This is a genomic window from Streptomyces sp. NPDC045431, assembly GCF_040646655.1.
GTDB lineage: Bacteria > Actinomycetota > Actinomycetes > Streptomycetales > Streptomycetaceae > Streptomyces.
The window spans coordinates 37,830-52,192 of sequence record NZ_JBEZAQ010000013.1; the positions used below are offsets into that span (position 1 = coordinate 37,830).

Here is a 14,363-nt window from a genome sequence, read left to right on the forward strand (position 1 = left end):
TTGCGACGCCTCTAAGCTGACCAGCCGGTCCGGCAGCAGCGAGGGAAGGCGAGTGGAGCATCATGGTGGACGGCGAGCGGGAACTCGCGGAGGCGCAGCGGCGGCACTGGCAGAGCACGTACGCCGCGCACCCCGGCATGTACGGGGAGCAGCCGTCGACAGCGGCCGTCCACGCGGCCGGCGTGTTCCGCGCGGCCGGGGCGAGGGACGTGCTGGAGCTCGGCGCCGGGCACGGGCGCGATGCCCTGTATTTCGCGCGCGAGGGCTTCACCGTCCAGGCCACCGACTTCTCCGCCACCGGCCTCGACCAGCTGCGCGAGGCCGCCCGCGCCCAGGGTGTGGACGGTCTGGTCACCACCGCCGCGCACGACGTCCGCGACCCGCTGCCCCTGCCGGACGCCTCCGTGGACGCGGTCTTCGCGCACATGCTGCTGTGCATGGCCCTGTCCACACGCGAGATCCACGCCGTGGTCCGCGAGGTCCGCCGCGTCCTGCGTCCCGGCGGGGTCTTCGTCTACACCGTGCGGCACACCGGCGACGCGCACTACGGCGCCGGTACCGCCCACGGCGACGACGTGTACGAGCACGGCGGCTTCGCCGTCCACTTCTTCCCGCGCGGCCTGGTCGACTCCCTCGCCGACGGCTGGACCCTGGACGAGGTCCACGCCTTCGAGGAGGGCGCCCTGCCCCGCCGCCTGTGGCGCGTCACGCAGAGCCTGCCCCGATGACCACGCCCCCCGTACTCACGGTCGACGGCACCGGACTGCTCTGCGTCACCCTCCTGCTGCGCCTGCGCAAGCACATCCAGGGCGCCGAGCCGGGCACGGTCGTCCACGTCATCGCCACCGACCCGGCCGCCCCGCTGGACCTCCCCGCTTGGTGCCACATGACGGGCCACACCTACGTCGGCCCCGTCCCCGGCACCGACCAACCCGTGTACGCCCTCGAGTTGTCCGCCGACGCGCGTCCCACCCGGGTGGACGCACCGTGGCGCCCGGCTGGGCCGTAGAGCTCTCACGGAATGCCAGTCGAGGCCGGTTGGCGGCTCGTACATGATGATCTAGAACGCTGTAGGTCTCGGAAGGCCGTCGGGATCTCCGGCGCGAACTTCCACGACAGCCAGGCGCTTGAGCCGCTGGTGCGCGGCATCCCTCCGATCCGGTCCCGACGCGGCCCGCGCCGGCGACGGCCCGCCAAGCTCCACGCGGACAAGGGCTACGACTACGACCACCTGCGCCGTTGGCTCCGCTCGCGCGGCATCCGCCACCGCATCGCCCGCAGAGGCGTCGAATCCTCCACGAGGCTGGGCCGGCATCGCTGGATGATCGAGCGCACGATGCCCTATCCACAGATCAAGAGAACATCCGTGAGATGCATGCCGCTCTGGCCGCATCTGCTGTCTTGGAAGAGCCCCGCGGACGCCAGTCCGGCGGCGATGGTTCGGCTGGCCGGGCGACGCTTCCGCATCATTGTATGGCCACCCGGAACAGGCCCTGTGAGACTCGTATACCAGTCTGACGCATACGGGTGAATTTCCGGACGCGGACACTTCAGCCTCCGGACTTAGGTGGCATGTGGTGTGTACGCAGTCCTCACACCAACCTGGAGATCAAATGAGCAAATCACGACTCACCTACGCTGCTAGCGGCACCTTTGTTGCCGTTCCGACGGCGTTTCCGCAGCTCGACCCTCGCGTGCAGGGATTCCTGAAGATGCCGTTTATGAATTCGCATGCACCAAACGATCACCCCCTCAAGCAGAGGACAACTTTCGACCCTAGCGTGATGCTATGCGACTTTCAGGGCGTCGACCCCAAGGCAATGGACTTCTCTACCGTCGCCCGCGACGCCAAAATCCTGGCTAGCGCTGTACAGCGTGACCCCGAAGGGATCCGGCGCGCGATGAGCATCATGGGTCAACGTCAGGTCACCGCCAAGGACTTGGAAACGGTCACTGACATCCTCGAACCATTGGGACTTACGGAGGCCGCTTCAGTGAGGGAAGGTGGAGGACTGTGGCCCGTTCTGATCCTGGCGGCCCTCGCGGTCGGCGCCAGTTGCAGTGCCCATTGCGCGGCCAAGAAAACCTCACCCAACAATCCGACTGACGTGCGTTGAACTCTTGGTCATGCCATCACTGACTTAGTGAGCGTTTGGTTCTCGGCTGTCTGTTTCATTTGGTTCAGTTGTCGCGCCAGTTGGGTGTGGCTTCGTGGGTGAGGCGGCGGGTCATGAGGTTGATGGTGGCGAGCTGGATCACGGCGGCTGATCGGTGGGGGTGGGTTTCGTAGTCGCGGGCCAGGCGGCGGTGGTGCATGAGCCAGCCGAGGGTGCGTTCGATGACCCAGCGGCGGGACTGGACGTGGAAGCCGCGGGTTGTGGGGTTGCGCTGGACGATTTCGAGGTCGACGCCGAGGCGGGCGGCCTGTTCCACGGCTTTGGTCTTGTTCATAAATGAGACGGGAGCTCTTGTGAGAAACCCGGCGCATTGTCAGTCTTGCCATTGCCGCATAAGCCGCTTTCTCGGCAAGTCGCCAGACTGACGCCCATTCTTGACGCTCTAGAACTATCCCAGAACACCCGCAAACCTAACCAAACGCTCACTAAGACGTCGTTTCTTATGGCTGCGGTGTGGAGTGGACAGCTTCACGGAAGCCCAGCTCGTCCAGCAGCGCGTCGAACAGCTCCTCCACGAAGGTCTCCTGTGCGCGCAGCAGTTCCTCGATTCGAGGCTGCTGCGCCGCCGCGGCTTGGACACCAGCTGCTGACGCCCATATGAGGGCGCCTTCGGCGTCGGCCGGCACCTCCGCATCGAGCTCTGCACGCTTGTGTCCGATGACCTCTTCGAACTCCGGGGTGGCTATCCACAGGCTCACGTCGTCCACGTCCTCCGGTTCCTCGACGAGGAGGGCCGCGGCGTTGTCCAGATTGAGCCATGCCTGCCAGCGGCGCCCATTGATGTCCAGGCCGGTCACGAGGGCGACACTGCTGTCGGAGACATCAGCGACGCAGGCCGGCGCGCCAGTCCATTCCACCAAGGCGAACAGGTAATCGTCCTCCCAGACGCCCTGCTCCAACTGCAGGGTCTGCCAGCCGTCCGGTCGCGGCTGCCACTCGTGCACGTCGTCCCTCAGCCCTGGACCGGTACTGCCGAACAGGGGTGCTTCCAGCAGCGGGCGCTCGCTACGCGCAAAGACCAGATGACCGGAAAAGCCCATCGAACCTCCTCGTCGAATCCCAGCGCACCCTACGAGCTGCCACTGACACCACCAGTGCTGGCCGCCGGTCGCTCCTGACCGACTGGCTCACCGGATCAGTCGGCGGTAGCCGATGAGGGACCACCCACCGATGTCGGCCCAGCCGCTGCGAGGACTCGACGCCCTTGCGGGCGATGCGGTGGCGTATCCCCCGCCGGCGGAGCCACCGGCGCAGAAGGGGCGCTTCGTCGCGATCTGCTGGACCGCCCAGATGTTCAGGCACTTCGAGAATCGAAGCCTGGATACGTCGACGACTGGGCCGAGCTGCCGGCCTGGCAGCGGGAGACGGACGCGGACATCTTGGAACGCATCGAGCGGACCGTCTGACCTCCGGAACGACGACGTGCCCGTCCGGGGAATCCGGACGGGCACGTCCCCTAAGGTAGCCATGAAGGTAGCCGCGGAAGTGTCCTTCCTGCATGTTGGTGCAGGTCGTAGCAATGCGGCGACTTCCCCGGCGTACGGTCCGATTCGTGCTTGCCGGTCCCGGGCCGAGCTTCGCGCCAGTTCCGCGAGGCCGCGTACGTGACGCTGGACAAGGCGCAGGACTGGTGGGCCCCGGCCAACAGGCCGTCCGCAGCCGCTGAGCCGACCGCCGCTGCCCCATTCCACTGCCGCACACTTCCACCCACCGACCCGCCGCCCGGCAGCGCGCCCGCGCCACACGCGCACCGGTCCCGGAGGCCCTCACCCCGGGCCGCCCTCCCGAGAGAAGGCTCGCGGGTGGAGGCAGCCTGTCAAGGATGGGCGAAGCCCATCGGCGCAGCTGACGCGTAGCGCCCTTGACAGGGCGCCGGAGGCCGCGACTCTCGGGAAAGGAGGGCGGCCGCGCCCTCACCTCACGCGCACGCTCGCGCTCCGTTCCTCCACGAGGTGGTCGAACTCCCCCGCTACCGCGCCCTTCACGAAGGCGTCCCACCGCGCCCGGCTCGTCGTCACGACCGCGCCACCGCCCGCCGCGCGCAGGCGGACCTCGTCCCCGGGGCCGTACGACAACTCGAACCCCGGTACGGAGTCGCTCCCTGCCCTCAGGGCCTGGAGGAGCATGCGGAAGTCGCCGCCCGTGGTCGTGAGTATGGACCCGCTCGGGTCCGCGCTTTCCCTGAGGGCGATGGCGCCTTGCGCCGTCGAGGCGACGTGTATGCAGGCGTCGCCCTCACCGCAGTACGACGACTTCTGCCAGGTGCTCACGGCGTTCATGCCGGTCCTTTCACAGGTGCTTGGCGATCTCGTGGATGGCATCGCGGGAGGCTCGCTCATCGAGCGCGACGGCCTCCATGCGGTCGAGGAGGGTGCGGTACTTCTGGAGCTGGGCTTCCGCGTCGAGCAGGACGGGGCCGTGCGACTGGTCGAGGTGCACGGTGTCGAGTTGTGGCACGGGGCCGGTGGCGTAGGCGAGGGACTGGCCCGAGCCGGGGAAGGCGCCGGCGACGAAGGGGATCACCCGGAGCGTGATGTGTCGGCGCTCGCTCATGACGAGCAGGTGCTCCAGCTGGCGGCGAGCCGTCGCAGGGCCGCCGAACTGCATGCGGAGGGCAGCTTCGTGGATGACCGCCGCGTAGGGGACGGGGTCGGCACGGTAGATGACGTCCTGGCGCTTGATGCGGTGTGAGACCCGGTGCTCGACTTCCGGCGGGGACAGTTCGGGAACCACTTGGCGGAAGATCTCGCGTGCGTGGTCGGCGATTTGGAGCAGGCCGGGGATGTGGGCGGTGTACGCGGTGCGCAGGGCGCGCGCGTGGTGTTCCAGCTCCGCGAGATCGAGCATGCCCACGGGCAGCGTTTCCCTGTACTCCTCCCACCAGCCGCGTTTCCGGTCGGCGGCCATGTCGGCGAGCGCGTCGATGAACGCCTGGTCCGCGCAGTCGTAGATGCGCGCTATGGCTCGCACCCGATCGGGGCTGGCGCCGAAGCGAGCGGTCTCGATGTTGCTCAGCTGCCCCGGGCTGGTACCGACCAGGCGCGCCGCCTCGGTGGAGGTCATGCCGGCGCGTTCCCGCAGCTTTCGCAACTCGGCACCCAGGCGCATGCGGCGGGCTGAGGGAGCGGGCCTGCTCGCCATCTCGCAACTCCTCGGTTCAACGGGCTCGTTGGAAGGTCACTCACACGACTGAACTACGCACGGATTCTTTGGATTCAGCTTAAAGAATCCTTGCAGAGGTCCTAGTGTCTGCCGTGGGCCTACCACCTGGAAGCGCACCGCCCGACGGGGCGACAGAGCCACCAGGCACCAACCAACTCACCTCCGTGATCGGAGACTTCCATGGCCACCGTATCGCCGTCCTGGGCCTACACCCTCCACCTCCCGCACGATCCCCGCGCCCCGCGCGTGGCACGCCACACCCTCCGTACCGTCCTCGCCGCCCACGGCATGGCCGGGCTCCTCGACACCGCCGAGCTGCTCGCCAGTGAGCTCGTCACCAACGCGCACCGGTACTCCGCCGAGCCCTACACCCTCCGCCTCCGCGCGCTCGAAGAACCCGTACGGCTCCGGCTCAGCGTGTGGGACGCCAATCCGCACATCCCGGCGCCCTTCAGAGGGGTCGTATCCAGCCCCGGCGAGGACGACGAGCGCGGGCGCGGGCTGCACCTCGTGCAGAGCTGTGCCGACAACTGGGGGGCCTACGAGCTGCAGGGCGGGCTGCACGGGAGGCCCGGGAAGCTGCTCTGGGTGGAGTGCGGGCGATAGGGACCCGATAGGGACCGGGCCCGGGCGGGCAGGGATGGGGGCATGGCCCTGCTCGTCGGAACCTCGGGGTGGCAGTACAAGGACTGGCGCGGCGTGCTCTACCCCGCCAAGCTGCCGCAGCGGCTGTGGCTGGAGGAGTACGCGCGCCACTTCGCCACCGTCGAGAACAACAACGCCTTCTACCGGCTGCCCAGCACCGAGGTCTTCGCCTCCTGGCGGGAGCGGACGCCGGAGGGGTTCGTCATGGCGGTCAAGGCCAGCCGGTACCTCACCCACATCAAGCGGCTGCGGGAGCCCGAGGAGCCGGTGGCGCGGCTCCTCGGGCGGGCGGCGGGGCTCGGGGAGCGGATGGGGCCCGTGCTGGTGCAGCTGCCGCCGAACCTCCAGGCGGACGTGGAGCTGCTCGACGCGTGCCTGCGCCGCTTCCCCGGCGGCGTACGGGTGGCCGTCGAGCTGCGCCACGAGTCGTGGTGGCGGGACGAGCGCGCGCTGCGGGAGGTGCTGGAGCGGTACGGCGCCGCGCTCTGCTGGGCGGACCGCTACTCCAGGCCCGTGACGCCGCTGTGGCGGACGGCGCCCTGGGGGTACGTACGCTTCCACGCCGGCCTCGCCGATCCGCCGCCGCGCTACGGGCGCCAGGCGCTCGCCTCGTGGGCGCGGCGCATCGCGGACGCCTGGACGGACGCGGAGGACGTGTACGTGTACTTCAACAACGACCCCGGAGGCGCGGCCGTCATCGACGCGGCCAAGTTCGCGCGGGCGGCCGCCGCGCTGGGGCGCACGGTCAGTCGTACGCCCCCGGCGCTGCCGGCGGACCCTTCGGCGTAGGGCCGATGGCCCGACGGGACCGGTCCTCAGGCCGAGGCCACGGCGCACCGGGCCGCCATAACGTCGGGCCATGCGAATAGGAATCCTCGGAACGGGCAATGTAGGCAAGGAACTTGCGGCCGCGTGGGCGGCGGCGGGCCACGACGTCGTCTTCGGTTCGCGACGGGCGGACGACGCGGAGCTGCGCCGGGACCTCGCGACCGCGGTCAACGGAGAGGTCGGGGTCCTGGACCCCGCCGGGGCGGTCGCGGCCGCCGACGTGGTGGTCAACGCGACACCGGGCACGGCGTCCGTAGCGCTGCTGGAGACGGTCGGGGCCCCGGCCCTCGCGGGGAAGGTGGTGCTGGACGTGGCGGTCGGGTTCCGGGAGGACAACACCCTCTCCCACCCCGTGGAGAGCCTCGGGGAGGAGATCCAGCGGACCTTCCCGGAGGCCAGGGTCGTCAAGACGCTGTGCACGGTCGACGCGACGGTCATGGTCGCGCCCGACTCCCTGGAGGGCCCGAGCACCGTCTTGCTCTCCGGTGACGACGCCGACGCCAAGCACACGGTGAGCGGACTGCTGCACGACCTGGGCTGGCCCTCGGAGGCGCTGCTCGACCTGGGCGGCATTGAGACCGCCCGGGGCCAGGAGCACTACAGCATGCTGTTCATCCCGCTCGCGGGCGCCCTGAAGTCGTACGGCTTCGGCATGAAGGTGGTGCTGCCCGCCAAGTCCTAGACCAGCGCGCCTAGGCCGGCGCGCCCGGACCGGCGCGCCTGGGACCAACGCACCTCGGGAAACGCGGCTAGACCAGTGCGCCGGGATCCGTCGTCATGCCCGAGGCGGATCCTCGGCCGCTCCCTGGTCATCCTCCGGTCGGGAACCGGCCAGACCCGGAGATCCCAGGCAACGTGCCGCGCCCGCGCGCCCTCTTCCGACTCGACAAGCCATCCCCCATGGAAGGACGCATGGTGCGTACGAGCCACGCGAGACGCGCGAGCCTCGCCATATCCGTCATCGGCGCCGTACTGGCGCCCGTCGCCCTCGCCGCGCCCGTGTTCGCGGCGCCGGCTCCGCCCCAGGCCGACCTGCGGGCGGACGTGAACCGGGACGGCCGGGTGGACGTCGCCGGGGCGAGCGACAGCGCCGGGGAGGACACCTGGAGCGCCGCCCGGGGCGCGGTCGTCCTGCCGAACATCGACGACGACACCAAGCGCTGCCCGACCAGAGGGGCCGGCGGCAAACCGCTGTCCGACGCCCGGCTCGCCGCCTGCAACGACGCCGCCGACACCGTCGTGAACGGTTCCGCCGACGCCGCCGACCTGGCGCGCGTACGGTCCGTGCCGATGAAGGACGTGCCGAACGGCGCGACCGGCACCCTCGGCGTCGTCAACGGCGCCAAGAACACCCGCGTGTTCGTCAACCGCGCCGGCACCTGGGTGCGCGTGACGCCCACGACCCGGCTGACCGCCCCCGAGCTGCGCGCCGGCGTGGAGTTCGGCGTCGAGGCCACCGACGTGATCCGCGACACCACCCGCTGGGGCGGCCGTGCCGTCCTGCGCCTCACCGTCACCGCCGGCGGGAAGAGCACCTCGGACGACATCACGCTGCGGGTGGCGCCGCTGCTCACCCACCACCACCTCCAGAACGCCCAGCAGATGCTGGTCACCAAGGTCCCCGGCGACGACCCGTTCGCGCGCAGCCAGCAGACCTTCGTGGCGGGGCTGGCGAAGGAGGCGAAGGCGGCGGGGATCGCCGCGCCGGTCGTCACCTTCGACAAGTACCAGGACATCTGGGCCCAGGACTTCGTCGAGCCCGGATACGTCAGCATGACCGCGCCCGGCGGGGGGCGCCAGGTGATCCGCGTGATGCTGCGCTCGGCCCAGCCGGACCGCGAGTCCGGGCGGGAGCTGTTCGAGAAGCTGCGGGGCAGGGGCGTCGGCGTCGTCCAGGTCTCGGGGGTCCGCGACGAGGAGGAGTGGACCCTCAACTCCATGGGCAACCTGGAGACCATCCCGCCGTACGCGCACGGCGGGCGCTCCTTCCCGGCCGGGCGCATCATCATGGGCGAGCGCAAGGACACCGGCTCCAAGCCGGCCGTCGCGATGCGCACGCTGCTGGCGTCGCAGGGCTTCCAGGACCCGCTGCTGCTGGACACGTCGTGGCTGCACGTGGGGCACGTCGACGAGTTCGTGCAGTTCCTCCCGGCGCCGGGCACCGCGCGCGGCTGGACCATCGCCGTCGCGGACCCCGAGGCGGGGCTGAAGCTGCTGCGCGACGCGCTGGACGCCGGGCACGGCAAGACCCGGATGTTCTCGGTGCCGGGGACCCCGGACCTGCCCGCGCCGAAGGAGACCATCGCGCAGGCGCTGGCCTCCAAGTACCTGGTGGCCGACAACACGATGGCCGCGCAGCGCATCGCGGCGAACCTGGAGACGCTCAAGCGCGAGACCGGCGTCACCGACGCGGAGGTCGTCCGCGTCCCCGCGCTCTACACGCGCGGCACGGAGGCGGAGGCGACGGAGGAGGGCGAGCGCGGGGAGCGCGTGCCGCGGCTGAAGCGCCTGGGCGCGGGCGAGGTGCCCGACGCGGTCGACGAGTACGGCCAGCAGAAGCGCATCCCCCGCGAAGGGGAGCGCGCCGCGGGCCCCGCCGGCCCCGAGACCGTCATGACCAGCGCGTACGTCCCGGGCGCCGTCAACGGCGTCCTGCTCGGGCGTGACCGGTACCTGGCCCCGAAGCAGTGGGGCCCGGTCATCGGCGGCAAGGACGTCTTCACGGCCGCCGTCACCGACGCGTACACCCGCGCCGGGCTGAAGGTGTCGTACATCAACGACTGGGACACCTACCACCTCGGCATGGGCGAGGTGCACTGCGGCACCAACACGCTGCGCGACGCCTCCGGGGCGTGGTGGAAGCCGTAGCCGGACGGGCGTGAACGCGGGGGGAGGCCCGACGGCCTCCTCCCGTGTTTCTCCAGTGGGTCCGGCTACGGCTAGGCGCGGCCGGTGGGCGCGCCCTCGGGCTGCTCGCCGGCGAAGGCGTAGTCGGACGTCTCGCCGTACGACGCCTGGAAGGACAGCCCGAAGGCGTCCGATTCGCCGGTGGTGCGGCCCAGGGTGAACTCGGGGGCGAATCCGAACATCGCGTTCTTCATCGTCGTGGGCGTCCCGTCGGGCCCCCGCAGGGGTTCGAATGCGATGCGGGTCCGGCCCTCGACCTCCAGCCGGGGCGTGTCCCCGTCCGACAGGGAGACGGCCGCCCGTTCCACGCCGAGGTACTCGCCGTAGAACTGCGCGAGCTCGCCGAAGGCGCCCCCTTCCCGGCCGGACAGGATGCGGTCGAGCGCGTCGGCCTGCGCGTCGCTCGCGCCCGAGTCGACCACCACGCCGACCTTCCAGTCGCCGGCGGTCAGGTGGGAGGGGAACTCGTTGTAGAAGGCGAAGTCCACCCCGGACAGGTCCACGTCGTCCAGACGGCCGTCGGCCACGTGGAAGACGGCGCAGCCGACGCAGCGCTCACGCCCTTCCGGATCGCGCGGCGGAGCGTCGACGGGACAACCGCACAGCATCGCGCACGAGCAACCAGCCAGGTAGTTGCCCGAAATGCTCCAGGTCATGACTGCTCCTGGTGGCTGGGTTCCTGCTTCCAGGCTAGTCCTCGCCGCGCCTCCGGGGCAGTCGTCCGGAGGGGCACGCCATCAGCAGCGCCACGTCGTCGTGGTCCCCCGGGTGGCGCAGCTCCGTCAGCAGGCGGTCGCAGGACTCCTCCAGCGACCGGTCCCCCAGGGTGCGCAGCAGCGCCAGCAGGGCGTCCAGGCGTACGTCGATGTCGTGCTCCCGCGTCTCGATCAGGCCGTCGGTGTAGAGGACCAGCCGGTCGCCGGGCTCCAGGTCCACCGTGACCTCGCGGAACGGGATTCCGCCGACACCCAGCGGGGGCGCGGTGGGCAGGTCCACCAGCACCGGCGTGTGGCCGCCGCGCACCACCACCGGCGGGAGGTGGCCCGCCGTGCACAGGCGGCACTCCGCCCGGTGCGGGTCGTACACCGCGTACACGCAGGTCGCGAGGGACGGCTCCATGCCGGCGGTGATCTCGTCCAGGTGCCGCAGCACCTCGGCCGGCTCCAGGTCCAGGCGCGCCAGCGTCTGCGTCGCCGTGCGCAGCCGGCCCATGCTGGTCGCGGCGTTGATGCCGCTGCCCATCACGTCGCCCACCACCAGGGCCGTCCGCTCGTCGGAGAGCGGGATGATGTCGAACCAGTCGCCGCCGACCTCGCTGCGCGCCCCGGCCGGCTGGTAGCGGGAGGCGACCTCCAGGCCGACGAGGTCGCGGGGCGTCTCCGGCAGCATGCTGCGCTGGAGCGTCAGCGCGGTCTCCCGCTGCTGCCGGTACAGGCGGGCGTTGTCGATGCACACCGCCGCGCGGGCGGCCAGCTCGCACGCGAGCAGCGTGTCGTCCTCGCTGAACGGCACCGGGTTGCGGGCCCGTTTCAGGTCGAGCGCGCCCAGCACCTCGCCACGCGCGATCAGCGGCACCGCCAGGTACGAGTGGACGCCCGCCTCGGCCAGCAGGTCCGCCGCCCGCCGGTCGCGGGCCACGCAGGACAGCGTCCGCTCGTCGAGGTGCGCCTCCCGGACCGGGCGGGCGGTGCGTACGCAGCGGGTGACGAGCCGGTCGGCGCCGTAGCGGGCCAGCTCGCCCGGCGGGTCGGCCGCCTCCACGGCGGGCGTCCGGTACGCCGCCGAGACCGCGAGCGCCCGGAAGACCGCCGGGCCCTCCTCGTCGGACAGGGCCGTCATCCGGCTCGGGCGGCCTTCCAGCACCCTGTCCAGGACGTCGACGGCGGCGATGTCCGCGAGCTCCGGCACGGCGACGTCCGCCAGCTCGCGCGCGGTCTGCTCCAGGTCGAGCGTGGTGCCGATCCGTACGGACGCGTCCGCGACCACGGCCAGCCGGTCCCGCGCCCGCTCCGCCTCGGCGGTGGCCCGGTACCGGTCCGTCACGTCGACGACCGAGATCGCCAGCCCGATGGCCCGCCCCGCCACGTCCTCCAGCCGGTACATCGACACCGACCAGGCGTGGTCGTGGTCCGGGTCGGCCGGCGCCCGCCCCACCACCTGCCGGTCCAGCAGCGGTACGCCGGTCTCCAGGACGCGCCGCATCGCCGCCTCGGTCCGGTCGGCGTCGAGGTACGGCAGCACCTCGCCGACCGTGCGGCCCAGGTGCGCCTCGGCGCCCAGGCCGTCGATCCGCTCCAGCGCGGCGTTGACCGCCACATACCGCAGGTCGGGGCCGAGGACCGCGAGCCCGATCGGCGACTGGTCCACCAGCCGCACCGACAGCGCCAGGTCCCGCTCCACCTGGCGCAGCTTCTCCCGGTCGGTGGCGAGCCCGAGGGCGTAGAAGTCCCCGAGGTCGTCCAGGAGCCGCATGTTGCGGAACTCCAGCCGCCGCGTGGTGCCGTCCTTGCGCCGTACGGGGAAGACACCCGCCCAGCTCTGGCCGGTGGTCATCACCTGCTCGAACAGCCGCAGCGCGAGTCCGAAGTGCTCCTCCGCGACCAGCAGCCGCGCGGCGTACTTGCCCAGCGCCTCGTGCGCGCTGTAGCCGACCAGCTCCTCCGCCTGCGGGGACCACAGGACGACGCGCCCGTCCGCGTCGACGACGATCGCCGCCACGCCGAGCACGTCGAGCAGGCCGCCGACCGGCGAAGGCCCCACCTCCGCGCCGTCGACCGCTTCCCGCTCGGCCCGCAGCCCATCCGCACCGCCCATGCCTCCCATCGTCCCTCCACAACGGCGGGGCCCGCAGCCGGTGCGCCGCCGCCCGGCGGGCGCGCGGGGACCGGGGTCAGGCCGGTCGCGCGAGGAGCTCCAGGGCCTCCTCCCACCGGAAGCCCCCGGCGGCGGCGCTGCCCTCCCCGATCCGTACGCCCATCCCGCGCAACCGTTCCAGGCTCTGCCGGTACGCCGGGTGGGCGGTCAGCTCGGCACTCACGCACGGCACGACGGCGGTGGGCACGCCCGCGCCGTAGGCCTCGCAGAGGGTCCCGAGCGCGAGCGTGTCGGCGATGCCCGCCGCCCACTTGTTGATCGTGTTGAACGTGGCCGGGGCGACGGCCATGGCATCGGCGGGCGGCAGCGGCCGCGGGTCCCCGGGGCGGCGCCAGGCGGACCGGATCGGGTAGCCCGTCTGCGCCTCCACGGACGGTACGTCGAGGAAGGGCACGGCGTGCGGGGTGGCGATGACGCCGACGTCCCAGCCGCTCTGCTGGGCCGCCGCTATCAGCCTGCGGACGTCCCCGGCGATACCGGCGGCGCAGACGACGACGTAGAGGAAGGGCTTCTCGCGCATGCGGGTCAGTGTGCCGGGTGCCGCGCGGCGGTCAGGCACCCGCCGTGGCCGCCCGGGGGAAGTACTCCGTGAACGGGTCCGGCGCCACCCCCATCACCTCCCCGAACGGCGTCGCGAGGTGGTGGATGAGCACGGCGAGGAAGACCGTCAGCCCCACCATGCCCATCAGCATCACCAGATGGCTCCAGGTACGGCCCACGCCGTAGAAGAACACGATGCAGAAGGAGAGGACCGCCCCGACCGCCAGCCCCGCCCACAGCAGCGGCGACAGGGAGTCGCCCGCGGCCGACTCCCGGCCCCGCCGGGCCTCGTCCAGCACGCTGAGCTGCCCGAGCATCTCCAGGGCCGTCACCTCCTGCGCCGGGGTCGCGTCGGGCGGCGCCTCCGACACCGCGCGCAGCTGCTGCAGCAGCACCCAGCCCTGTTCGCCCAGCGGCTGCTGCGCCTCCAGCAGCGGCCACTCCTGCTGGACCACGTGGACGGCGTACCGCTCGGCCATGATCTCGATCCGCTTCTGCTGCGCCGGGGGCATGCCGTCCGCGAGCATCGTCATCTGGTGCAGCGCGCCCGCCTCGGTGGACGTGTTCGAACCGGCGTCGCCCCGCAGCTCCCATACGGAGACGAGGGCGAGGCCGAGCAGCAGCGCGTAGAGGAGCGCGATCATCATCGAGAGGTACTCGACGACGTCCCCGCCGTCCGCCTCGCAGTCCTCGACCGGCCGGTAGTGGCGCCAGAGGACGACCCCGCCGGCGGCGAGGAGTGCGCCGAAGAGGCCGATCGCCAGCGTGCTCACCACATGGTTCATAGGGCTTCCTCGGCTTCCTCGGCTTGCTCGCTCGCTCTCACAGGCGCCGGCCCGCCATCACGGCGACGATCGCCACGGGCAGGAAGAGCAGGAACAGGAACACGGCGAGGCTCGTCTCCTCGTCCTCGGCCAGCAACGCCCCGGCGCGAGCGATGAGCCCCCGATCGATGTCCGGCTGCGTCCGCTGCCCGGGGGGCTGTTGCTGGTCTTGTCGCTGTTGGTTCTGCTGCTGTTGTTGCTGCTGCTGGTCCAGTTGTTGTTGCTGTTGTTGCTGTTGTTGCTGTTGTTGCTGTTGTTGCTGGGTGACGCCTGGCGGGACCGCTGTTCCTGGCGGTACGGCCGCTCCGGGCGGTACGGCCGCTCCGGGCGGTACGGCCGCTCCGGGCGGTACGGCCGCTCCGGGCGGTACGGCCGCTCCGGGCGGTACGGCCGCTCCGGGCGGGTA

General features: G+C 71.3%; 15 protein-coding genes and 3 pseudogenes. 9 read left to right on the forward strand and 9 right to left on the reverse strand.

The genetic code is table 11. The features are described from left to right. The first annotated feature begins 62 nt into the window (after positions 1 to 62). The 4 genes and pseudogenes from AB0A69_RS23870 (at position 63) to AB0A69_RS23885 (ending at position 2,117) form a co-directional block, all read left to right on the forward strand. The gene (locus tag AB0A69_RS23870) at positions 63 to 728 is read left to right on the forward strand and encodes a class I SAM-dependent methyltransferase (RefSeq protein ID WP_361425474.1); all 666 of its coding nucleotides are present in this window, start codon (positions 63 to 65) and stop codon (positions 726 to 728) included. Beyond that, positions 725 to 1,009 carry a sulfurtransferase TusA family protein gene (locus AB0A69_RS23875; protein ID WP_361425476.1) on the forward strand — a complete coding sequence of 95 codons (285 nt, stop codon included), beginning with the start codon at positions 725 to 727 and terminating at the stop codon, positions 1,007 to 1,009. The genes AB0A69_RS23870 and AB0A69_RS23875 overlap by 4 nt, the downstream gene beginning before the upstream one ends. 75 nt (positions 1,010 to 1,084) lie before the next feature. Then, positions 1,085 to 1,372: pseudogene (locus AB0A69_RS23880) on the forward strand (transposase); the annotation flags it as partial. 241 nt (positions 1,373 to 1,613) lie between these two features. After that, complete coding sequence (locus tag AB0A69_RS23885; protein ID WP_361425479.1) at positions 1,614 to 2,117, forward strand: hypothetical protein; 504 nt, start codon at positions 1,614 to 1,616, stop codon at positions 2,115 to 2,117. Positions 2,118 to 2,181: 64 nt separating this feature from the next. Here AB0A69_RS23885 and AB0A69_RS23890 read toward each other — a convergent pair. The 5 genes and pseudogenes from AB0A69_RS23890 to AB0A69_RS23910 all read right to left on the reverse strand — a co-directional run. Further along, a pseudogene (locus tag AB0A69_RS23890) lies at positions 2,182 to 2,433 on the reverse strand (transposase); the annotation flags it as partial. A gap of 184 nt (positions 2,434 to 2,617) precedes the next feature. Further along, on the reverse strand, positions 2,618 to 3,217 hold the full coding sequence (locus AB0A69_RS23895) for a hypothetical protein (RefSeq protein ID WP_361425482.1): 600 nt from the start codon (positions 3,215 to 3,217) through the stop codon (positions 2,618 to 2,620). Between the two features lie 118 nt (positions 3,218 to 3,335). Beyond that, positions 3,336 to 3,428: pseudogene (locus tag AB0A69_RS23900) on the reverse strand (IS5/IS1182 family transposase); the annotation flags it as partial. Between the two features lie 662 nt (positions 3,429 to 4,090). Further along, on the reverse strand, positions 4,091 to 4,456 hold the full coding sequence (locus AB0A69_RS23905; RefSeq protein ID WP_361425485.1) for a DUF397 domain-containing protein: 366 nt from the start codon (positions 4,454 to 4,456) through the stop codon (positions 4,091 to 4,093). Positions 4,457 to 4,466: 10 nt separating this feature from the next. Continuing rightward, positions 4,467 to 5,318 carry a helix-turn-helix transcriptional regulator gene (locus AB0A69_RS23910; RefSeq protein ID WP_361425488.1) on the reverse strand — a complete coding sequence of 284 codons (852 nt, stop codon included), beginning with the start codon at positions 5,316 to 5,318 and terminating at the stop codon, positions 4,467 to 4,469. A 201-nt stretch (positions 5,319 to 5,519) separates the two neighbouring features. On the opposite strand from AB0A69_RS23910, the gene AB0A69_RS23915 reads away from it, so the two are divergent. The 4 genes from AB0A69_RS23915 (at position 5,520) to AB0A69_RS23930 (ending at position 9,680) form a co-directional block, all read left to right on the forward strand. Beyond that, on the forward strand, positions 5,520 to 5,945 hold the full coding sequence (locus AB0A69_RS23915) for an ATP-binding protein (protein ID WP_361425491.1): 426 nt from the start codon (positions 5,520 to 5,522) through the stop codon (positions 5,943 to 5,945). Between the two features lie 42 nt (positions 5,946 to 5,987). Next, a complete protein-coding gene (locus AB0A69_RS23920) occupies positions 5,988 to 6,773 on the forward strand; it encodes a DUF72 domain-containing protein (protein WP_361425494.1) in 786 nt (261 codons plus the stop codon). A 70-nt stretch (positions 6,774 to 6,843) separates the two neighbouring features. Further along, positions 6,844 to 7,494, forward strand: a complete 651-nt coding sequence (locus tag AB0A69_RS23925; protein ID WP_361425497.1) for an NAD(P)-binding domain-containing protein — start codon at positions 6,844 to 6,846, stop codon at positions 7,492 to 7,494. A gap of 230 nt (positions 7,495 to 7,724) precedes the next feature. Further along, a complete protein-coding gene (locus AB0A69_RS23930; RefSeq protein ID WP_361425499.1) occupies positions 7,725 to 9,680 on the forward strand; it encodes a protein-arginine deiminase domain-containing protein in 1,956 nt (651 codons plus the stop codon). A gap of 71 nt (positions 9,681 to 9,751) precedes the next feature. On the opposite strand, the gene AB0A69_RS23935 is transcribed toward AB0A69_RS23930, so the two are convergent. The 4 genes from AB0A69_RS23935 to AB0A69_RS23950 form a co-directional block, all read right to left on the reverse strand. Then, the gene (locus AB0A69_RS23935) at positions 9,752 to 10,375 is read right to left on the reverse strand and encodes a DUF1326 domain-containing protein (RefSeq protein WP_361425502.1); all 624 of its coding nucleotides are present in this window, start codon (positions 10,373 to 10,375) and stop codon (positions 9,752 to 9,754) included. A 34-nt stretch (positions 10,376 to 10,409) separates the two neighbouring features. Then, a complete protein-coding gene (locus AB0A69_RS23940; protein ID WP_361425505.1) occupies positions 10,410 to 12,533 on the reverse strand; it encodes a SpoIIE family protein phosphatase in 2,124 nt (707 codons plus the stop codon). A 76-nt stretch (positions 12,534 to 12,609) separates the two neighbouring features. Continuing rightward, positions 12,610 to 13,113: a flavoprotein gene (locus AB0A69_RS23945; protein ID WP_361425508.1), complete on the reverse strand. Its 504-nt coding sequence runs from the start codon at positions 13,111 to 13,113 to the stop codon at positions 12,610 to 12,612. Between the two features lie 31 nt (positions 13,114 to 13,144). After that, on the reverse strand, positions 13,145 to 13,918 hold the full coding sequence (locus AB0A69_RS23950; RefSeq protein ID WP_361425511.1) for a hypothetical protein: 774 nt from the start codon (positions 13,916 to 13,918) through the stop codon (positions 13,145 to 13,147). A gap of 208 nt (positions 13,919 to 14,126) precedes the next feature. Between AB0A69_RS23950 and AB0A69_RS23955 the strand changes: the two genes are divergently transcribed. Then, a partial coding sequence (locus tag AB0A69_RS23955) for a hypothetical protein (protein ID WP_361425514.1) occupies positions 14,127 to 14,363 on the forward strand: 237 nt, incomplete at its 3' end.